Source organism: Variovorax atrisoli (assembly GCF_014195185.1).
Lineage (GTDB): Bacteria > Pseudomonadota > Gammaproteobacteria > Burkholderiales > Burkholderiaceae_C > Variovorax > Variovorax atrisoli.
In genome coordinates, this window is the sequence record NZ_JACIBG010000011.1 from 167,984 (window position 1) to 187,043 (window position 19,060).

Here is a 19,060-nt window from a genome sequence, read left to right on the forward strand (position 1 = left end):
CTGGCGCGCAGGCGCATCGTAGCGGCGCCCCCGGGGCGGGCAGGTAGCGCAGGCGACAGCGGCGCGCCCGGCGCCTCGGCCCCTTCCGGGTTCAGGCCAGCCTAACGACGATCTGCAGCCCCGGGTGCGCATTGCGCACCGTGAGCTTGCCGCCGTGCGCCTCGGCGATGAGCCGGCACAGGTACATGCCAAGGCCCACGCCGCCGGTGGCGCGCGCCCGGGCGCCATCGGTGCGGTAGAAGGGTTCGGTCAGGCGCTCGAGCTGCTCCTCGTCCACGCCGGGGCCGTGGTCGCGCACCTCGATCTCGGCGCCCTGGCTGCTGCCGTCGAGCACGGCGCGCAGCGATACGCAGGGCGGACGCGGCGCATCGGCGCTGTAGCGCAGCGCGTTGTCCAGCAGGTTGCGCACCAGCAGGCGGATGCGCATGCGGTCCGCCGCGTGCGCCGGCAGGCCTTCGGCCAGGTCGAGGTGCACGTGCTCCGCGCCGGGCATCTCGGCCACGATCTCGCGGATCAGCGCCGCCAGGTCGACCGGTTCCCGCTGCAGCGCCACGTGCGGGCTGGCCAGGCGCTCGCTTTCGAGCAGGTCGCTGATGAGGTCGCGCATCTCGTTGAGATCGCGCAGCAGCGCGTCGCGCTCGGCCTGCCCCTCGGGCGTGGTCGGCAGCAGTTCGGCGTTGAGGCGCGCGCGCGTGAGCGGCGAGCGCAGTTCGTGGCTCAGCGCCAGCAGCAGCCCGCGCTTGGCGTCGAGCATGGCCTGGATGTCCTCGGCCATGGTGTTGATGCGCTCGGCGAGGTCCCCCAGGTCGTCGTTGCGGCGCACCGGGATGGGCTGCGTGAACTCGCCACGGCCGAAGCGCTGCGCGCCTTCGCGGATGTCGATCAGCGGGCGCAGCAGCCGGCTCACGTAGGCGTACGCCAGCAGCACGCACGACAGCAGCAGCCCGAGCGTGGCCCAGCCGATGATGCGCGGCGCCAGCTGCCAGAGCTTGGGCGACCAGCCGAAGATCACGCGGTGGCCGTCGGCGGTCGGGCGGATGAACCACTTGTCGCCGCCGAAGACGTCCTCGCGGTCGTGCATCCACCCGCCGGGGCCGTTCGCGCCGCCGGGATTGGAATCCCAGTTGACCTTGGGGCCGACGATGCGGATGGTGATCGGCAGCCGCGCCACCAGCGCCTGCGCGCGCGCCACGTCGGGCGGCGTGCCGATCTCGGTCACGAGGCGGTCGGCGTAGTCCGTCAGCATCGGCTTGGCGGCCTCGGCCCAGCCGGTGGAGAACGACTTCTTCATGCCGCCCATGAAGACGGCCGCCATCACCAGCGCGAGGAGCACGAACATCAGCACCAGCCGCACGCGCAGCGAACGGCGCCAGCGGCGCTTGCCCTGCACCTTCTCGTTCCAGCGCGCGTGCCACTTGGCGTGCCAGTCGCCGCGCGTCATCTCGTCGCGGCAATCCTCGCCGCGCCACCGCATCCTGCGGGACTCCCTGCTTCGGCCGAAATTCATGCAGGCTCGCTGCGGGCCACCGCCAGCGCATAGCCCGCGTTGCGCAGCGTCTTGATGCAGTCCAGCGGCTCCAGCTTCTTGCGCAGCCGGCTCACCACGATGTCGACCGCGCGCGTGTAGAGCTCGGCCTCGTGGCCGCGCAGGCGGTTGAGGATGTCGTCACGGCTGAACACCTTGCCCGGTTCGGCCGCCAGCAGCGCGAGCAGCTCGAACTCGGTGCCGGTGAGTTCCACGCGTTCGCCATGGCGCAGCACCTGGCGCCGGTCGAGGTCGATCGACAGGCCGTCGAACACGCGGTATTGCGTGCCGTTGGAAGTGGCCTGCGGCGTGCTGCGCTGGCGCCGCAGGATGGTCTGCACGCGCGCCACCAGTTCGCGAGGCTCGAAGGGCTTGGGCACGTAGTCGTCGGCGCCGAGTTCGAGGCCGACCACGCGGTCCATCACTTCGCCACGGGCGGTGAGCATCACGATGGGAATGTCGCTTTCCTTGCGGATCTCGCGGCACAGCGCGAAGCCGTCCATCTCGGGCAGCATCACGTCGAGGATGGCCGCGTCGTAGGTGCCCGCGCGCAGCTTGGCCAGGCCCTCGCTCGGACGCACCGCGCTCTCGAGCGTGCAGCCGAAGCGTGCGAAGTAGGTGGTCAGCGGCGCGGCGAGGTGCTCGTCGTCGTCGATCAGCAGGATGCGCGGCATGGCGGGATTGTGCCTCCGGACGAGGAAGTGGCGAATGACCTCGCTGACCATCAGACCCGCCGGCATCGCACCGCCCAGGTCAGTCCCGTCACGAGGATGGAAAGCAGCAGCGCGTGGTAGACCACGTCGGGCACCGTGCGCGGGCCGATGCCCGCGACGATGGTGCCGAGCCCGACCAGCGTGCCCGCCAGCGCGAAGCCCTGCCCGAAGATGGCCGCGCGGCGCGCATGGTGCGGGCGCAGCCAGGTCTCCACCGAGGCCAGCACCAGCACGGTGGCAAGCACCGCCTCTGCCGTTCGCGCCGCCGGGTGGGCGTAGCCGGGCACGAGCAGCCCGGCGTGCACCATCGACGCGACGCCCAGCGTGAGCGCCTCGCTCAGCATCCAGGCACGCGCGGCCGGCGCGTGCACGGCATGGGAGGCTGTGCGGTCGCCGCTCACCACGGATCCGCCTTGCCGATGCGGCCCAGGTGCGTGACGGCGAAGCCGCTCGCGTACTTGAGCCCATAGCCCAGCGCGTGGTCCATGCCGATGTGGGCCAGCCAGATCAGGCTGCCGGCCACCGCCCACGGCATGGCCGCAAGCACGCCCAGCGCCAGCAGCAGCACCGGACCGACGTACGAATGCGCCGCGTTGTAGAGCGCCGCGCCCGTGCGCGGACCCGCGAGGTAGCCCAGCAGGGAGAGATCGGGCGCCAACAGCCAGAGCGCGAACACGCCCCAGCCCGTGCCGAACTGCGCGTAGGCGGCGAGCGCCACGCCGAGCACCACCGCGCCTTCGAGGCGCAGCAGCGTGCGCACGCCGCCTGTCGCTACCACCGCGGCCTTGTCGGGAGACACCGTGGAACCGGCTTCGCCGGCCCACTGGTGTCGCCCCCGGAGAGCGGGGAGGCGAAGCGACACGGAGTGCGCGAAGCCTGGGGGTGAGCCAGCCCTAGCCATGACGGCTCCAGCGGCGGCCGCCACGTTCCATGAAGTCGCGCACCTTCTGCTGCTGCGCGGCGTTCAGGTTGTCGTAGAAGTCGGCGGCGGCCGCAATGATCTCGGGGCTGCCGTTGCGCACCGCGGCCGTCTTCTCGTCGATCAGGCGAGCGGCGCCGGCCTGGTCGAGCTTGTTGCCCGCGAACAGCGCCTTGAACTGCGAGCGCGGATCGCCCGAGCCGCCGGCACCGCGCATGGCTTCGCGCTGCGCCTGCAGCTTCTCGGCCAGCACCGTGAGCTTCTGCTTCTGGTTGGCGTCGAGCTCGAGCTTGCTGCCCACGCGCTCGACCATCTTCGCGCGGAACTCGGCGCCGTCGCCACCCCAGCCGTGGCGATAGCTGCTGCAGCCGGCGATGCTGCCGGCAACCATCGCGGCGCCCGCGAAGCCGAAGAGAGTGCGCTTGATCCAGTGTTTCATGGTGATGTCCTTGGTTCGCCCCCAGGCTTCGCGCACTCCGTGTCGCGCGCCTTCCCCCTACCGGGGGCGACACCGATGGCCCGGCAAAGCCGGCTCCATGGTGCCCCTGATAAAGAGAGGGGCTTCGTTGATGAAAGGGGTCCTGCCTGTTGCTTACAGGCGGCTGCTCTTGGCGTTGGCAGCCGAGGCGCGTGCGTCCACGGGGTTCTGCATGGTCGAGATGACCTGGCTGTTCACGCGCGAGCTGGCCGACACGTTCTGGTCGGGCGCGGCGGCTGCGCGGACGGCTTCGGCGACGATGCGCGAGCGCTCGGTCGAGACGGCCATGGTCTCGGCGCCGCGCGAGCCGCGCACCACGTTCTGGTCGGGCGCGGATGCGGTGCGCACCGCTTCGGCGTTGACCTCGGCGCGGCTCTTGGCCGACACAGCGGTCTGCACGCCCTCGTAGCTCTCGGCCTTCGCGCCGGCTGCGGCGAGCATGGCGAAGGATGCGACGGCGACGATCTGGGTGAAGGAGATGGAGTTCATTTCAGGCCTTTCTTGCAGTGGTTGAAGAGAAGGCCTGATCGTGCTTGCGGGGTCTGCGCAAGTCCTTTCGCCGCAGTTTCGGCGTGTTTCGTTAAGTTTCAGCTCACCCTCGGGCTGCGCGAACTTCGTGTCGCGCGCGCCTTCCCCCCTACCGGGGGCAACACCTGCGGCCCGGCAAAGGCGGTTCCGCGGCATTTCCCGAATGAACAGCTGATCAGCCCGCCATTGCGGCGGCAGGATCGTCGGAGTCGAGCACGCTCTTAGCCCAGGCCTCGAGCTTGCCGGTGTCGGCACGCAGCACTTCCTGCTTGACCGCGAGGATGCGCGAGGGATGCATCGAGAAGCTGCGCAGGCCCAGCCCCAGCAGCAGGCGGGTGAAGGCCACGTCGCCCGCCATCTCGCCGCACACGGCCACGCCCTTGCCCTGGCGGCGGCACTCGGCGATGGTGTCGGCCACCAGGCGCAGCACCGCCGGGTGCGCCGGGTCGTAGAGGTGCGCCACCGATTCGTCGGCCCGGTCGATGGCCAGCGTGTACTGGATCAGGTCGTTGGTGCCGATCGACAGGAAGTCGAAGTGCTTGAGGAAGATGCGCAGCGTGAGCGCCGCCGCCGGGATCTCGATCATCGCGCCGAGCTTCACGTGGCCGTACACCGCGCCGCGGTTGTCGAGCTCGGCGCGTGCGAAATCGATCAGCGAGAGCGTCTGCCTGATCTCGCTCGCGTGCGCGAGCATCGGGATGAGCAGGTGGATCTCGCCGTGCGCCGCCGCGCGCAGGATGGCGCGAAGCTGCGTGAGGAACATCGCCGGATCGGCCAGGCTCCAGCGGATGGCGCGCAGGCCCAGTGCCGGGTTCAGGTGCTCCTGCTTGTTGGCCGAGATGCTGTCCAGCGGCTTGTCGGCACCCACGTCGATGGTGCGGATGGTGACCGGCATGCCCTGCATGCCCTCCACCGCACGCCTGTAGGCCTGGTACTGCTCCTCCTCGTCGGGCAGGCGGGTCTGGCGGGTGCTGGTGTCGCGGCCCATGAAGAGGAATTCGCTGCGGAACAGGCCCACGCCCACGGCGCCGGCCTTGACGGCGCCCACGGTGTCTTCCGGCATCTCGATGTTGGCGAGCAGCTCCACGCGCTGGCCGTCGAGCGTGACGGCAGGCTTGTGGCGCAGCCGCGCGAGCCGGCCGCGTTCGAGGTCGCCCTGGCGCTGCTTGAAGCCGTACTCGGCCAGGATGATGGGCGACGGGTCGACGATCACCACGCCGGCGTCGCCGTCGATGATGACCCAGTCGTCCTGCCGCACCAGCTGGCTCGCGGTGCGCGCGCCGACCACGGCAGGGATGTCCATGCTGCGCGCCACGATGGCGGTGTGCGAGGTGCGCCCGCCCACGTCGGTGACGAAGCCTGCGAACACGCTCTTCTTGAACTGCAGCATGTCGGCCGGCGAGAGGTCGTGCGCGATCAGCACCAGAGGCACGTCGATGCCGTCGCCCGCGGTGGGGTCGTCGCTGTCTTCGTCGTCGCCGTCCTCGACCGGGGCTGCCGCGCGCTTGCGTCGCGGCGGGCTCGGTGCCAGAACGGCGGCCGTGCCCTTCATGCGGTGCAGCAGCCGCTCGACCACCTGTTCGAGGTCGGCCTTGCGCTCGCGAAGGTACGGGTCCTCCATCTCGTCGAACTGCCGCGCGATGATCTCCAGCTGCGTGGTCAGCGCCCACTCGGCGTTGTAGAGCCGCTCGCTGATCCAGTGCTTGACGCCGCCGCTGAGGGCCTCGTCCTGCAGCAGCATCTGGTGCACCTCGAGCAGCGCCGCGAGCTCGTGCGGCGCGTCGTTCGGTCCCATCTGGGCGACGTTGGCCTGCAGCTTGGCCAGCTCGTCGGCCACCGCGTTGCGCGCGGTGCGCACGCGGTCGATCTCGGTCTCGATCTCTTCGGGCTTGATGAAGTAGTGGGCGACGTCGATGCGGCTCGACACCACCAGCACGGCGCGCCCGATGGCAATGCCACGGGCGACGGGGAGGCCGTGGACTGCGAAGGTCATGTCTTCAGTCCCCCGCTCCGCTGCGGATGCGATGCTTGCACCAATTCACGGGATGCCGTCGAACCGGCTTTGCCGGGCGGCTGGCATCGCCCCCGGCGAGGGGATTGGCGTTCACACGAAGTGAAAAAGCCTGGGGGTGGACCATTTCATTCGCCTTCGCCGAACTTGTCGTCCATGAGCTGGACGATGGCGTTCATCGCTTCTTCTTCCTGGGGGCCGTTGGTTTCCAGCTCCACGGTGGTGCCGATGCCTGCGGCCAGCATCATCACGCCCATGATGCTCTTGGCATTGATGCGGCGGTCGCCGCGGGAGAGCCACACCTCGCAGGGAAAGCTGCCTGCGAGCTTGGTCAGCTTGGCCGATGCGCGTGCATGCAGGCCCAGCTTATTGCTGATGGTCACGGATTTCTTGATCACTGTGCTTTCTTTTCGCCTGGTTCTGGGGAGCCGCCACCGCCACCTGCATGACACCCGCGGTGCCGCCCGCCAGGGCGCGCTGCACCAGCGTCTCCAGGGGTTCGTGCCGGTAGGTGACGGCACGCAGCAGCATCGGAAGGTTGACCCCCGCCACCAGCCGCGACCGGACGCCGTCCACCAGCTTCTGCGCCACGTTGCAGGGCGTGGCGCCGAACACGTCGGCGAGCACCAGCACCTGCGAACGCGGCGCGCGCAGTTGCTGCGCGAGCGTGATGCGCGCGGCCGCCAGCGTCTCTTCGGGCGACACGTTGGGCAGCACGTCGAGCGCGGCGATGACCTGCTCGCAGTCGGGAAACACATGCAGCGCGCACTGCCGCATCGCGTGGGCGAACGGAGCGTGGGCGATGATGAGGATGCTGTTCATGCGAAAGGGAGGACGACGCGTCGATTATGCGGGGGCGCCCAGGGGAAGTAGATATGCCACATAACGCAGCAGCCACGGAAAGCGGACAGCACCGTGCAAGGCGGACCGATCGGGGCAGCTATCAGAACCATAGCGGACGAGGCGACGGCTCATGGAAGCCTCAGGCCCTCGAAGAAGGTCGGGGCCGCCTCGGCCGACGACGGCCGGCCCAGCACCGTGGCCTGGTAGAGCGCCACCGAGCCGTCCTTTTGAGACTGGGCGAACCACAGCACCTGCAGCGGCGTGGCGGAAGTGCCTTGCGGCGGCGCAACGACTTCCAGCCGAAGCGGCGCGGGTACCGCCGTGGCGCGCGGCAAGCTTGCGGAAGACTCCGTCACCTGCGCCTCGCCCAGCTGGGCGCGGGTGGCGGTGCGCCAGGCACGCAGCCAGGCCTCTGCCTGCTCGGGGCCGTTCGCGGAGGCGTGCGCGATGGCGAAGGTCGCGCCGTCCGCCTCGCAGCCGGTCATGTCGACCTGCACCGATTCGGCGCCCAGCGGCAGCGCGCGGGTCGCGCGGTCGGCCTTGCAGGGCAGCATCGCCACCAGGCCGGCCCCGGCGACCGGCACCTCGCGCCAGTTGAAGGCGGGGCTGCAGGCTGCGAACAACGCGGCTGCGGCCAGCACGGCGAGCCGGAAGCGGGAAACGGCGAGGGACGGCGACGGCATGGGGCAGCGATTATCGAACCGCTCGCGGCGAGCGGGATGTCGCCGGCACGATCCGGCACACGGAACTAAAATCGCGCCGCCCTTGTCTTGCACGAAGCCATGAAGAAATACCTCGCAGCCGCCGCAGTCGTCGTCGCATTGGCCACCGGCGTGGGCGTGTACCTCGGCTCCGGCGCCACCGCCGCCCCCGCCTCCACCTTCGTGCTGCTGGACGGCACGCAGAAGAGCACGGCGGACCTGAAGGGCAAGGTCACCCTGGTCAACTTCTGGGCCACCAGCTGCGTGACCTGCGTGGGCGAGATGCCCAAGGTCATCGCCACCTACGACAAGTACAAGGCGCAGGGTTACGACACCCTGGCCGTGGCCATGAGCTACGACCCGCCGAGCTACGTCGTCAATTTCGCCCAGACTCGGAAGCTGCCGTTCAAGGTGGCGATCGACAACACCGGCAGCGTGGCGCAGGCCTGGGGCGACGTGAAGCTCACCCCGACCACCTACCTGGTCAACAAGCGCGGCGAGATCGTGAAGCGCTACGTCGGCGAGCCCGATTTCGCCGAGCTGCACAAGCTCATCGAGAAGCTCCTGGCCGAAGCCTAGAACCGGCTATTCCCTAGGCTACGCGCACGTCGTGTCGCCTCGCCGCGCCCCTTCTGGGGGCGATATAGGCCCGGCGATGCCGGTTCCGCGGTATCCCTGGATGAAAAAAAGGCGCTCCTTGGAGCGCCCTTTTTCTTTGATCTTGTCGCGATCCGCGGGTTATTGGGCGCGGAAGCTGTCGTGGCAGGCCTTGCAGCTTGCGGCGGTCGGGCCGAACTGGGCCTTGAGCGCGTCGATGTTGCCGGCCTTGGCGGCGCTCGCCAGCTTGCCGGTTTCCTCGATCAGCTTCTGCTGGCGTTCCTTGAACTTGGCATCTTCCTTCCAGACTTCGGGCTTGGCCTTGCCGCCCTCGGCACCGGGGCCGAAGCCTGCCCAGGGCAGCTTCGCCATGTCGGCGACCACTTCGGCGTTGGCCGCGGCAGCGGCTGCGTCGTAGGGCACGCGGCCGTTGGCCATGGCGCCGAGGCGGCCGAAGTGCTGGCTCATCACGAACAGCGAGCTCTGGCGGTACTTGATGGCGTCTTCGGGCTTGGCGAACTGGGCGGCCGCGGGAAGGGACATGGCCGCGCAGGCGGCTGCGACGGCCAGGGAGGCGAATCGTTTCATGGGTGATCCTCGTGTGGGGAAAAAACGCCATCGTGCGCGGCGCTGCGGGCGAGTGTAGGGGCGGGCCGTACCGGCCGCATAGCAACAACCCGAAGCGGCCTGGGGCCCGGACTTTGCTAATCTGCGCCTTCCGCAGCATCGCGCCTCTCGCGCCTTCCTCGATGACCGACTCCTCCGTGGCCGCCTTGCGGGCGGCTTCCGGCCCTGTTGCCCCCACCCGGGTCTGGGACCTGCCGACACGCCTTTTCCACTGGGCGCTGGCCGTCGCCGTGATCGGCATGATCGGCACCGGCCTGAACGGTGCCATGGAATGGCACTTCCGCATCGGCTACTCGGTCATGGCGCTGCTGCTGTTCAGGCTGCTCTGGGGCTTCGTCGGCGGACGCTGGTCGCGCTTCGGGGCTTTCGTCTACGGGCCGGGTTCGCTCGCGGCCTACCTGCGCGGACGGGCGCATCCGGATCACCTCGTCGGCCACACGCCGCTGGGTGCGCTTTCGGTGTTCGCGGTACTGATCATCCTCGTGCTGCAGGTCGCGACCGGCCTGATGGCGGACGACGAGATCTCGGCCTCCGGGCCGCTCACACGCTTCGTCTCCGGCGACATCGTGAGCATGGCCACCGGCTGGCACAAGGCGCAGGGCAAGTGGATCGTGATTGCTCTCGCGAGCCTGCATGTGCTGGCGGTGCTGTTCTACGTGCTCGTCAAGCGGCACCGCCTCGTGCGGCCGATGGTGACGGGCGACAAGCTGGTCGCACCTGCCGCGAACGGCCAGATGGCGCCCAGCCGGGACGACGCGGCGTCGCGCTGGCTGGCGCTGGTGCTGTTCGGGCTGTGCGCGGGCGTGGCCTGGTGGGTTTCGTCGCTGCGCGTATGAGCTTCTCCGTCTCACGCCCCCTGCCGCTGTCGGCCATGCCGGCGGTGGTGCTGCTCACCCCCGAGGAACCGCACGAGATCGAGGCCGCACGCACGATCTTCCGCGACTATGCGGGTTCGCTGGGCATCGACCTCGATTTCCAGGATTTCGACGGCGAACTGGCCCATCTGCCCGGCGAATATGCCGAGCCGCGCGGTACGCTGCTACTGGCGCTGGTCGATCCGGCGAACGTCAAGGAAGAAGCCGGGCGCCAGGCGCCGACACTCAGGCGCGCCGATGGCACGCTGGCACATGTGGCGGGCTGCTGCGCGCTGCGTCCGCTGGACAACGCGGACTATGCGAACGCGGCGGAAATGAAGCGCCTGTACGTGCGTCCCGGTTTCCGCGGCCTGGGGCTCGGCCGCCAGCTGGCCGAGGCGATCCTCGATGCCGCACGCAGCGCGGGCTACGGCTGCGTCCTGCTCGACACGCTCGACGACATGGAGTCGGCCCGGGCGCTTTACGAGGACCTGGGCTTCGTGGAGGTGCCGCCCTACTATCACAACCCCGTCGCCGGGGCTCACTATCTGAAAGTGGAGCTCTAGCCCGGCCCTGGCGACGCACGCACTCGGCATAGCCTCACCGCCCCATGTGGGGACCGGGCCGGATCGGGTGGCCGAACCCTGCGGCACTCCCGAAGAATACCGACTCAGCCGCGGGCCTGGGCCAGCAGCGTGTCGGCGTCGCTCACTTCGAACTTGCCCGGTGCCTCGACGTTGAGCGTCGCGACCTTGCCGTCCTTCACGAGCATCGAGTAGCGGTTGCTGCGCAGGCCCATGCCGCGACCGGTCAGGTCGAGCGTGAGGCCGGTGGCCTTGGCGAAATCGGCGCTGCCGTCCGCCAGCATGCGCACCTTGGTGCCGGTCTTCTGGTCGCGCGCCCAGGCGCCCATCACGAAGGCGTCGTTCACGCTCACGCACCAGATCTCGTCCACGCCGGCGGCCTTGAAGTCATCGAAGTGCTGCACGTAGCCCGGCACATGCTTGGCCGAGCAGGTGGGGGTGAAGGCGCCGGGCAGCGCAAACAGCGCGATGGTCTTGCCTGCCGCTGCCTTGGTCACGTCCACGGGGTTCGGGCCGATGCTGCAGCCTTCGCCCTCGACTTCGGAGTATTCCTGCAGGGTGGCCGAGGGAAGGGTGTCGCCGACTTTGATCATTGAAAGTGCTCCTGGAAAAAGAAAACGGCCCACATTGTGGGCCGTTTCCGGGATGGCTGCTTTGTCGAGCCGGGGATGATCAGACCAGGACGGCCTTCTCGACCAGACGGGTCACGACCCAGTTCTTGGTCTTCGAGATCGGACGGCTTTCCGTGATCTCGATGGTGTCGCCCAGCTTGTACTCGCCCTTTTCGTCGTGCGCGTGGTACTTGCTCGTCTTGGCCACGATCTTGCCGTAGAGCTCGTGCTTCACACGACGCTCGACCAGCACGGTCACGGTCTTGGCACGCTTGTCGCTGACCACCTTGCCGATCAAGGTGCGCTTGAGGGATTTTTTAGCTTCCGTCATGTTCACTCCTTACTTGGCGGCTTGGGCTTCTTGCTGCTTCTGAGCAAGAATGGTCTTGGCGCGCGCGATGTCGCGGCGGGTCACGCGCAGCGTCGAGGTGTTCGACAGCTGTTGCGTGGCCTTCTGCATGCGCAGGCCGAAGTGGGCCTTCTGCAGATCCTTGATTTCGGCTTGCAGGCCTGCGACGTCCTTCGTGCGCAGGGTTGCGGCCTTCGTCACCTTGGCGGCAGCCGCGGTGTTCTTCTTACGTGTTGCCATGGATGTTCTCCTCTCAGGCGCCGAGCTGGCGAGCGACGAACGTCGTGCGCAGCGGCAGCTTGGCGGCGGCCAGGCGGAACGCTTCGCGGGCGAGCTGTTCGGGAACACCGACGATCTCGAACACGATCTTGCCGGGCTGGATTTCGGCGACGTAGTACTCGGGGTTGCCCTTACCGTTACCCATCCGCACTTCGGCGGGCTTGGTCGAGATCGGCTTGTCGGGGAACACGCGGATCCAGATACGGCCACCGCGCTTCACGTGACGCGAAATCGCGCGACGAGCGGCTTCGATCTGGCGCGCCGTCAGGCGGCCGCGGTCGGTGCATTTGAGACCGAAGTCACCGAACGCAACCGAGTTACCCGTGGTTGCGATGCCGGTGTTGCGGCCCTTTTGTTCCTTGCGGAACTTTCTGCGTGCAGGTTGCAGCATGTTTTGTTACTCCGTGAGGGCCCCAGGCGCTTGCGCGCCCGGGAGCGACCGATTACTCGGTCTTGGCACCGTCCGCTGCTGCAGCGGGCGCGGCTTTGCGGACGCGCTTAACGGCGGGTTTCGAGTCTGCACCGGCACCGCCGGTTGCTTCTGCGGGCTTGTCGCTGCCATCGGCCGGAGCGGTGTTGCCACCGATCGGGCCGCGGGCACCGGCGCGCGGGCCGGGGCCACGGCGGTCGCTGCCCGGACGGTCGCCACCGGGGCGGCCATCGCGGCGGGGACCACGCGGGCGACGTTCTTCTTCAGGACGCGGCGTCTCGACGGCGGGCAGGTCGTTGCGACCCAGCGTGTCGCCCTTGTAGACCCAGACCTTCACGCCGATGACGCCGTAGGTCGTCTTGGCTTCGGAGGTGCCGTAGTCGATGTCGGCGCGCAGGGTGTGCAGCGGCACGCGGCCTTCGCGATACCACTCGGTACGAGCGATTTCGATGCCGTTCAGGCGGCCAGCCGACATGATCTTGATGCCCAGGGCACCCAGACGCATGGCGTTCTGCATGGCGCGCTTCATGGCGCGGCGGAACATGATCCGCTTCTCGAGCTGCTGCGTGATGCTGTCGGCAATCAGCTGCGCATCGATTTCGGGCTTGCGCACTTCCTCGATGTTGACCGCAACGGGCACGCCGAGCTGCTTGCCCAGTTCGCGCTTGAGGTTCTCGATGTCTTCGCCCTTTTTGCCGATCACGACGCCCGGACGAGCCGAGAAGATCGTGATGCGTGCGTTCTTGGCGGGACGCTCGATCATGACGCGCGAGACCGAAGCGTTCTTCAGCTTCTTCTTCAGGTACTCGCGAACCTTGATGTCTTCGGCCAGCATGCCCGCGAAATCGCGGTCGCTTGCGTACCAGCGGCTGGACCAATTACGGGTAACCGCCAGGCGGAAGCCGGTTGGGTGGATTTTCTGTCCCATATTTCTTCCAGGCTTAGTTGCCAACCGTCACGTACACATGGCACGTGGGCTTGCTGATGCGATTGCCGCGACCCTTGGCGCGCGCCGTGAAGCGCTTGAGCGTGGCGCCTTGCTCGACGTAGATGGTCTTGACCTTCAGTTCGTCGATGTCGGCACCGTCGTTGTGCTCGGCGTTGGCGATGGCCGACTCGAGCACCTTCTTCACGATCACAGCGGCCTTCTTCTGCGTGAACTGCAGGATGTTGAGCGCTTGATCGACCTTCTTGCCGCGGATGAGGTCAGCGACCAGACGGCCCTTGTCGACCGACAGGCGGACGCCGCGGAGGACTGCACGTGTTTCAGACATGGTCGTTCCTTACTTCTTCTGGACTTTCTTGTCCGCGGGGTGCCCCTTGAACGTGCGCGTGAGCGCAAATTCGCCGAGCTTGTGGCCGACCATCTGGTCGGTGATGTACACAGGCACGTGTTGCTTGCCGTTGTGCACAGCGATGGTCAGGCCGATGAACTCGGGCAGAACCATCGAGCGGCGCGACCAGGTCTTGATCGGCTTCTTGTCCTTGGTCGTCACGGCCTTGTCGGCCTTGGCCACGAGGTGGTGGTCGACGAACGGACCCTTCTTGAGAGAGCGAGTCATTGGCTATCCCTTACTTCTTGCGACGCGACACGATGAAGACCTGCGTGCGCTTGTTGTTGCGGGTCCGATAACCCTTGGTCAGATTGCCCCACGGGTCGACCGGATGACGGCCTTCGCCGGTACGGCCTTCACCACCACCGTGCGGGTGGTCGATCGGGTTCATCACCACGCCGCGGACGGTCGGGCGGATACCCATGTGACGCTTCACACCGGCCTTGCCGAGCTGGCGCAGGCTGTGCTCTTCGTTGGCCACTTCACCGATGGTCGCGCGGCATTCGATGTGGATGCGGCGGACTTCGCCCGAGCGCATGCGGACCTGGGCGTAGACGCCTTCACGGGCCAGCAGCGTGGCCGAGGTACCGGCCGAGCGGGCGATCTGCGCGCCCTTGCCGGGCTGCAGTTCGATGCAGTGGATCGTCGAACCCACCGGGATGTTGCGGATCGGCAGGGTGTTGCCGGCGCGGATCGGGGCTTCGGCGCCCGACAGCAGCGTTGCACCGGCTTCCAGACCGCGCGGGGCGATGATGTAGCGGCGCTCGCCGTCGGCGTAGCAGACCAGAGCGATGTGGGCGGTACGGTTCGGGTCGTATTCGATGCGTTCGACCTTGGCCGGGATGCCGTCCTTGTTGCGCACGAAGTCGACGACGCGGTAGTGGTGCTTGGCACCGCCGCCACGATGACGGATCGTGATGTGGCCGTTGTTGTTGCGGCCGGCCTTCTGGAACTGGGGTTCCAGCAGGGCTGCGTGAGGAGCACCCTTGTGCAGGTGGTCACGCGAGATCTTCACCGCGCCGCGTTGGCCCGGCGAAGTGGGTTTCATCTTGATGACGGCCATGATTAAGCGCCTTCCCCGACGAGGTTGAGCTCTTGACCGGCCTTCAGGGTCACATAGGCCTTGCGAACGTTGTCGCGGCGGCCGACGGACTTGCCGAAGCGCTTGGTCTTGCCCTTGGTGTTGAGCACCGACACGCCCTTGACTTCGACCTTGAACATCAGTTCGACGGCGGCCTTGATCTCGGGCTTGGTGGCGTCTTGCAACACCTTGAAAGTGACAGCGTTCGACTTCTCGCCGACCATCGTGGCCTTTTCGGACACGACCGGGGCGACCAGCACGTTCATGAGACGGCCTTCGTCGAACTGGCGTTGTGCAGGGGTGGGGTTCACGCGGCTCATGCGAACATCTCCTTGAGCTTGTCGACGGCACCCTTGGTGACCAGCACCTTCTTGTAGTGAACCAGAGACACCGGATCGGCGTAACGGGGTTCGACCACGAGAACGTTGACCAGATTGCGCGAGGCGAGGTACAGGTTTTCGTCGACTTCTTCGGCGATCACGAGCACGGACTCGAGATTCATCGCCTTGAAACGGGCTGCCAGCGGCTTCGTCTTGGGCGAGTCGACCTTGATCGAATCGACCACGGCCAGACGGCCTTCGCGGGCGAGCTGCGAGAAGATGGACGCCATGCCGGCGCGGTACATCTTCTTGTTGATCTTCTGCGAGAAGTTTTCGTCAGGCATGTTCGGGAAGATCCGGCCGCCCCCACGCCACAGCGGCGAGGAAGTCATACCGGCACGGGCGCGGCCCGTTCCCTTTTGCTTGAAAGGCTTCTTGGTCGAGTGCTTGACCTGTTCGCGGTCCTTCTGGGCGCGAGTGCCTTGGCGTGCGTTGGCCTGGAACGCAACGACGATCTGGTGGACCAGGTCCTCGTTGTAGTCACGGCCGAACACGGTCTCGGGAGCGTCGTACTTCGACGCGGCCTGGCCTTGTTCGTTCAGGAGTTCGAGTTCCATTACTTCGCTCCTTGGGCTGCCTGCGGCTTGGCCTTGATGGCGGGACGCACGGTGACGAAGCCACCCTTGGCACCCGGAATCGCGCCCTTGATGAGCAGCAGTTGACGTGCTTCGTCGATGCGGAAGACGTCGAGGTTTTGCGTGGTGCGGGTGACGTCGCCGAGGTGGCCCGTCATGCGCTTGCCGGGGAACACGCGACCGGGGTCTTGCGCCATACCGATCGAGCCGGGCACGTTGTGCGAACGGCTGTTACCGTGCGACGCGCGCTGCGAGCTCATGTTGTGACGCTTGATCGTGCCAGCGTAGCCCTTGCCGATGGAAGTGCCCTGCACGTCCACCTTCTGGCCTACGGAGAAGACGCTCGCCACCGGGATCACGCCGCCAGCCTTGTGCTGACCTGCGGTATCGGCGGTAACGCGGAATTCCTGGATGATCTCGCCAGCTTCGACACCCGCCTTGGCGAGGTGGCCGGCTTCGGGCTTGTTCACGCGCGATGCCTTGCGCGAACCGAACGTCACCTGCAGGGCGACGTAGCCATCGGTCTCTTGGGACTTGATCTGGGTCACGCGGTTGTTGGACACATCCACCACCGTGACGGGAACTGCGTCCCCGTCATCGGTGAAGAGACGCATCATCCCCACCTTGCGGCCCAGCAACCCGAGGGAGTTGCTCAGACTCATTTGTTTTCTCCAAAATGGAAGCTTCCTTCGCCGCTGCCACTTCAATTGGCGACAGCGTTTGCCGGGTTTCCCAGGCTGCGGAAGAAGGTTGATAAATCTCTGCCCGCATAGCACCCATGCGGACGCAACAAGGGCAGAGCCAGCGATTATAGCCCGCGGCGCGGGCTCGATGCAAGCGCCGCATTTCCGGCGCTTTCAGGCCTCGGAGGCCCGTTTTTGGGGCGTTTTCGGCCTATTTCGGCTCTTTGGCCGGCATCGAAATGATCTTCTCGCCCTCGGCCGACGAGTTCACCTCGCCCGCCGCCTTCATGGCAGGGGTGCTGGCGCCTGCCTGGATGGGGATGGCGACGATGCTCGTGGCGCCGCCTTGCATGACGAAGACGTTCAGGTAGGCAAGGCCTTCGCGGCCAACGGTGACCTTCGCGGTGACGGTCGCGCTCTGGCCGGCTGTAAGGGTCAGGCTGCTGCTCGTGGACAGGGAGAGGCCGGCGTCGGTCGTCAGGCGCACGGTGGCGCCGGCCGGATCGCTCACGCCGTCGAACTGGAGAACGACGGAGACCGGCTGCCCAACCCTCGGTGCACCCTCGACCCTGTACTGGATCGCCACGCCGGAATCGTTGGGCTTGCGTGCGGCTGCCGTCATCGGTGCGGCATTGCGAGAGGAAGCGGAAGCCTGCTTGGCAGCGCGCTGCGCCGGCACGCCATCCGCGCAGGCGGACGCGGCGGCGAGCGCCAGAAAGGCGGTGACGGCGGCGATGGTCGAACGGGAACGGAGGTTCATGGGTGGACTTCCTCGCTGCTACTTATTGGATCAGCACGCCGAAGCAGGTGTTTGCGCCGGAGTTGTTGACATCATTGACGACCAGAACATAGTCGCCGGCCGAGAGGCTGACGGAATTGGTGTTCCGGCTCACCACGCCGCCCCTGTAGATGACGAAGTTGGGGCTGGCGCCGGCCGGCGGGGTGATCGAGAACTGGTAGCCGCGACTGGTCGGCGCGGTGAAGCGCAGGTAGGAGAAGCTTCCGAGCTTGTTCCCGTTGCCGCGCGGATCTTCGGTGTTCGTCACACAGGCCGTGGTGTTCGCGCCAATGGTGGCCTGGATGTACATCGGCAGCACATAGCTCACGGTGGGCGATCCGCCGTTGTTGGTTTCCTGGGCGCCGTAGGCATCGTTGGAAGCCGCACTGATGTTCTGGCCCGTGAGCAGGCTTGCTAATGCCGAAGCGTTGCCCGACGCAGCCACGTTGAACGCCGCTGTGAAAGGATGGATCGAGGTGACCGGCGCGCCGCCCTTGAACAGCGCGCTCGTCATCGTGTCATGGATCGGCTTGAAGCCGACCTGCTGGTTGAGGTTCCAGAAGATCGACTGGATCGAGGATTCACGGTACCAGCCCGGATTGGCCGAGGGACCTCGTGCGAGATCGAGATTGCTGCCCTGTGCCTGGCCGGGCCCGTCCGAATCGACATAGTTGCTGCGTCCGAGCGCGATGCCCGACCAGCCATTGCCCCATCCTTCGGAGAAAGCCAGCCGGCGATCGACGCGCTCGCTCGTGGAGTGCGCACCGCCCGTCGAATCGTCGCGGCTGAAGGAAGCCTGGTAGTAGTGGCCCCATTCGTGGGCGATCACCGGCGCGTCGAACTCGTCGGTATCCACGTCCTCCTTGCCGAGCACGTAGATCTCGGCCCCTGAACTCCTGCCAACGAAGAAAGTGGTGCCGATCTGCCCCAGCGCGATGCTGCCGCTGGCATTCGTGTTGTTGACGCTCCAGAACACCTTCAGCGACGGAAACGCGGTCGCCGGAGCGGCAGTCAACACCTTCTGCATCGCGGTGTAGACCGTGTCCATGATGGCGAACGGCCCGGACACGCGCTGGCTGGTGTAGCTCGAGCCACCCCAGCCGCTGGCGGCGCGCAGGTCGCGGGTGAGCGCGGCGCTGCCGGTGGAGAACACCGACGACTGCATGGAATAGATCGCGCTCGACTGCGTGTTGTCGCGCACGGTGACGTCCCAGCTCGGAAGCGCACCGGTGCGGGTCAGCTGGGCGCGCACGCGGACGATGACGTTCGTGTTGGCCGGCACGCTTGCCGAATAGGCTCCGTTGTCGTCGGTAGTGGTGGTTGCGAGTTGGGACCCGCTGGCTGCGTCGAGCACCTCGACGAAGGCCCCGCGGACCGGCTTGGCCGTGGTCTCTGTATACACGAGCCGGCCGCCGGGGTTGGGCACCGATTCGTAGGTGGCCGTGCCGCTCAGGGAGACCGGCGCGGCCGGAACCAAGGGCAACAACGGGATGCCGCCTCCGCCACCCCCTCCTCCACCGCCGCCGCAAGCGGTCAGCAGCGCTGCCGCAATGCATGCCATCAAGCCCGATGCAAAGGAGATGCGTTCTCTCATGGTTGTGCTGCCCTCTTTTCAGCTACCCGGCGCTCCGAAAGATTGGCCAGCGCCGGCAACGGAGGATGCCACATCCGCGTGACATAAAGCACAAAACCCGCCTGCATTTCTACAGGCGGGTTTTCAGCAGGATCGGCTCGAAGCCGAATGGATTACTGCAGCTTGATCTCGACGTCCACGCCGGCCGGCAGGTCGAGCTTCATCAGCGCGTCCACGGTCTTGTCGGTCGGGTCGACGATGTCCATCAGGCGCTGGTGCGTGCGGATTTCCAGCTGGTCGCGCGACGTCTTGTTGACGTGCGGCGAACGCAGGATGTCGAAGCGCTTCATGCGGGTCGGCAGGGGCACGGGGCCCTTGACGATCGCGCCGGTGCGCTTGGCGGTGTCCACGATTTCAGCGGCCGACTGGTCGATCAGCTTGTAGTCGAATGCCTTCAGGCGGATGCGGATCTTTTGCTTGGTAGCCATGGTGATTCCTTTGCTCCCGTCTTGATTACAGGTCGAGGATCTTCGCCACGACGCCCGAGCCCACGGTGCGGCCGCCTTCGCGGATGGCGAAGCGCAGGCCTTCTTCCATGGCGATCGGA

At 67.0% G+C, this 19,060-nt stretch carries 29 protein-coding genes; 3 read left to right on the top strand and 26 right to left on the bottom strand.

The window, feature by feature from the left end:
• Positions 1–91 precede the first annotated feature (91 nt).
• The 10 genes from FHY06_RS31130 to FHY06_RS31175 all read right to left on the bottom strand — a co-directional run bounded on the left by FHY06_RS31130 (position 92) and on the right by FHY06_RS31175 (position 7,700).
• Positions 92–1,474, bottom strand: coding sequence for a HAMP domain-containing sensor histidine kinase (locus FHY06_RS31130; RefSeq protein ID WP_184607354.1), 1,383 nt, complete (start codon positions 1,472–1,474; stop codon positions 92–94).
• 29 nt (positions 1,475–1,503) lie between these two features.
• Positions 1,504–2,199 carry a response regulator transcription factor gene (locus FHY06_RS31135; RefSeq protein ID WP_165924624.1) on the bottom strand — a complete coding sequence of 232 codons (696 nt, stop codon included), beginning with the start codon at positions 2,197–2,199 and terminating at the stop codon, positions 1,504–1,506.
• Positions 2,200–2,249: 50 nt separating this feature from the next.
• The gene (locus tag FHY06_RS31140; RefSeq protein ID WP_311733755.1) at positions 2,250–2,639 is read right to left on the bottom strand and encodes a hypothetical protein; all 390 of its coding nucleotides are present in this window, start codon (positions 2,637–2,639) and stop codon (positions 2,250–2,252) included.
• Positions 2,636–3,037 (bottom strand): DUF4260 domain-containing protein, encoded by a 402-nt coding sequence (locus tag FHY06_RS31145; protein ID WP_311733756.1) that lies wholly within the window; start codon positions 3,035–3,037, stop codon positions 2,636–2,638. Before FHY06_RS31145 ends, FHY06_RS31140 begins: the two co-directional genes overlap by 4 nt.
• Positions 3,038–3,131: 94 nt before the next feature.
• Positions 3,132–3,596 (bottom strand): Spy/CpxP family protein refolding chaperone, encoded by a 465-nt coding sequence (locus tag FHY06_RS31150; RefSeq protein ID WP_132755133.1) that lies wholly within the window; start codon positions 3,594–3,596, stop codon positions 3,132–3,134.
• 153 nt (positions 3,597–3,749) lie between these two features.
• Positions 3,750–4,124: a DUF4148 domain-containing protein gene (locus FHY06_RS31155; protein WP_126186372.1), complete on the bottom strand. Its 375-nt coding sequence runs from the start codon at positions 4,122–4,124 to the stop codon at positions 3,750–3,752.
• A gap of 214 nt (positions 4,125–4,338) precedes the next feature.
• A complete protein-coding gene (gene ptsP, locus FHY06_RS31160) occupies positions 4,339–6,156 on the bottom strand; it encodes a phosphoenolpyruvate--protein phosphotransferase (protein WP_019657666.1) in 1,818 nt (605 codons plus the stop codon).
• 146 nt (positions 6,157–6,302) lie between these two features.
• Positions 6,303–6,572, bottom strand: coding sequence for an HPr family phosphocarrier protein (locus FHY06_RS31165; RefSeq protein ID WP_019657667.1), 270 nt, complete (start codon positions 6,570–6,572; stop codon positions 6,303–6,305).
• The gene (locus FHY06_RS31170) at positions 6,541–6,996 is read right to left on the bottom strand and encodes a PTS sugar transporter subunit IIA (protein WP_126186373.1); all 456 of its coding nucleotides are present in this window, start codon (positions 6,994–6,996) and stop codon (positions 6,541–6,543) included. The genes FHY06_RS31165 and FHY06_RS31170 overlap by 32 nt, the downstream gene beginning before the upstream one ends.
• Positions 6,997–7,145: 149 nt before the next feature.
• The gene (locus FHY06_RS31175; RefSeq protein ID WP_184607357.1) at positions 7,146–7,700 is read right to left on the bottom strand and encodes a hypothetical protein; all 555 of its coding nucleotides are present in this window, start codon (positions 7,698–7,700) and stop codon (positions 7,146–7,148) included.
• Between the two features lie 99 nt (positions 7,701–7,799).
• Between FHY06_RS31175 and FHY06_RS31180 the strand changes: the two genes are divergently transcribed.
• Positions 7,800–8,297, top strand: coding sequence for a TlpA disulfide reductase family protein (locus FHY06_RS31180; protein ID WP_019657670.1), 498 nt, complete (start codon positions 7,800–7,802; stop codon positions 8,295–8,297).
• Positions 8,298–8,456: 159 nt separating this feature from the next.
• On the opposite strand, the gene FHY06_RS31185 is transcribed toward FHY06_RS31180, so the two are convergent.
• Positions 8,457–8,903, bottom strand: a complete 447-nt coding sequence (locus FHY06_RS31185; protein ID WP_019657671.1) for a c-type cytochrome — start codon at positions 8,901–8,903, stop codon at positions 8,457–8,459.
• 161 nt (positions 8,904–9,064) lie between these two features.
• On the opposite strand from FHY06_RS31185, the gene FHY06_RS31190 reads away from it, so the two are divergent.
• On the top strand, positions 9,065–9,778 hold the full coding sequence (locus FHY06_RS31190) for a cytochrome b/b6 domain-containing protein (protein WP_184607358.1): 714 nt from the start codon (positions 9,065–9,067) through the stop codon (positions 9,776–9,778).
• Entirely contained in the window at positions 9,775–10,362 is a 588-nt protein-coding gene (locus tag FHY06_RS31195) for a GNAT family N-acetyltransferase (RefSeq protein ID WP_019657673.1), read from the top strand. Before FHY06_RS31190 ends, FHY06_RS31195 begins: the two co-directional genes overlap by 4 nt.
• 104 nt (positions 10,363–10,466) lie before the next feature.
• On the opposite strand, the gene FHY06_RS31200 is transcribed toward FHY06_RS31195, so the two are convergent.
• The 15 genes from FHY06_RS31200 to FHY06_RS31270 form a co-directional block, all read right to left on the bottom strand.
• Entirely contained in the window at positions 10,467–10,973 is a 507-nt protein-coding gene (locus tag FHY06_RS31200; protein ID WP_132755127.1) for a peroxiredoxin, read from the bottom strand.
• Positions 10,974–11,052: 79 nt separating this feature from the next.
• A complete protein-coding gene (gene rpsQ, locus FHY06_RS31205) occupies positions 11,053–11,322 on the bottom strand; it encodes a 30S ribosomal protein S17 (RefSeq protein ID WP_015867662.1) in 270 nt (89 codons plus the stop codon).
• A gap of 9 nt (positions 11,323–11,331) precedes the next feature.
• On the bottom strand, positions 11,332–11,541 hold the full coding sequence (gene rpmC / locus FHY06_RS31210) for a 50S ribosomal protein L29 (RefSeq protein WP_026346743.1): 210 nt from the start codon (positions 11,539–11,541) through the stop codon (positions 11,332–11,334).
• Between the two features lie 52 nt (positions 11,542–11,593).
• Positions 11,594–12,010 (bottom strand): 50S ribosomal protein L16, encoded by a 417-nt coding sequence (gene rplP, locus FHY06_RS31215; protein ID WP_019657676.1) that lies wholly within the window; start codon positions 12,008–12,010, stop codon positions 11,594–11,596.
• A 52-nt stretch (positions 12,011–12,062) separates the two neighbouring features.
• A complete protein-coding gene (rpsC, locus tag FHY06_RS31220; protein WP_019657677.1) occupies positions 12,063–12,977 on the bottom strand; it encodes a 30S ribosomal protein S3 in 915 nt (304 codons plus the stop codon).
• A gap of 13 nt (positions 12,978–12,990) precedes the next feature.
• Positions 12,991–13,323: a 50S ribosomal protein L22 gene (rplV, locus tag FHY06_RS31225; protein WP_019657678.1), complete on the bottom strand. Its 333-nt coding sequence runs from the start codon at positions 13,321–13,323 to the stop codon at positions 12,991–12,993.
• Between the two features lie 9 nt (positions 13,324–13,332).
• Positions 13,333–13,611 (bottom strand): 30S ribosomal protein S19, encoded by a 279-nt coding sequence (gene rpsS / locus FHY06_RS31230; RefSeq protein ID WP_007838132.1) that lies wholly within the window; start codon positions 13,609–13,611, stop codon positions 13,333–13,335.
• 10 nt (positions 13,612–13,621) lie between these two features.
• Positions 13,622–14,446 carry a 50S ribosomal protein L2 gene (gene rplB / locus FHY06_RS31235; RefSeq protein ID WP_019657679.1) on the bottom strand — a complete coding sequence of 275 codons (825 nt, stop codon included), beginning with the start codon at positions 14,444–14,446 and terminating at the stop codon, positions 13,622–13,624.
• 2 nt (positions 14,447–14,448) lie between these two features.
• The gene (gene rplW, locus FHY06_RS31240) at positions 14,449–14,784 is read right to left on the bottom strand and encodes a 50S ribosomal protein L23 (protein WP_019657680.1); all 336 of its coding nucleotides are present in this window, start codon (positions 14,782–14,784) and stop codon (positions 14,449–14,451) included.
• Complete coding sequence (gene rplD / locus FHY06_RS31245) at positions 14,781–15,401, bottom strand: 50S ribosomal protein L4 (RefSeq protein WP_019657681.1); 621 nt, start codon at positions 15,399–15,401, stop codon at positions 14,781–14,783. Before rplD ends, rplW begins: the two co-directional genes overlap by 4 nt.
• Positions 15,401–16,081, bottom strand: coding sequence for a 50S ribosomal protein L3 (rplC, locus tag FHY06_RS31250; RefSeq protein WP_019657682.1), 681 nt, complete (start codon positions 16,079–16,081; stop codon positions 15,401–15,403). Before rplC ends, rplD begins: the two co-directional genes overlap by 1 nt.
• A gap of 232 nt (positions 16,082–16,313) precedes the next feature.
• Positions 16,314–16,862: a hypothetical protein gene (locus FHY06_RS31255; protein ID WP_184607359.1), complete on the bottom strand. Its 549-nt coding sequence runs from the start codon at positions 16,860–16,862 to the stop codon at positions 16,314–16,316.
• A gap of 22 nt (positions 16,863–16,884) precedes the next feature.
• The gene (locus tag FHY06_RS31260; protein WP_184607360.1) at positions 16,885–18,474 is read right to left on the bottom strand and encodes a hypothetical protein; all 1,590 of its coding nucleotides are present in this window, start codon (positions 18,472–18,474) and stop codon (positions 16,885–16,887) included.
• Between the two features lie 152 nt (positions 18,475–18,626).
• Positions 18,627–18,941, bottom strand: coding sequence for a 30S ribosomal protein S10 (gene rpsJ, locus FHY06_RS31265; RefSeq protein ID WP_007838118.1), 315 nt, complete (start codon positions 18,939–18,941; stop codon positions 18,627–18,629).
• 25 nt (positions 18,942–18,966) lie between these two features.
• A partial coding sequence (locus tag FHY06_RS31270) for an EF-Tu C-terminal domain-related protein (RefSeq protein ID WP_133373060.1) occupies positions 18,967–19,060 on the bottom strand: 94 nt, incomplete at its 5' end.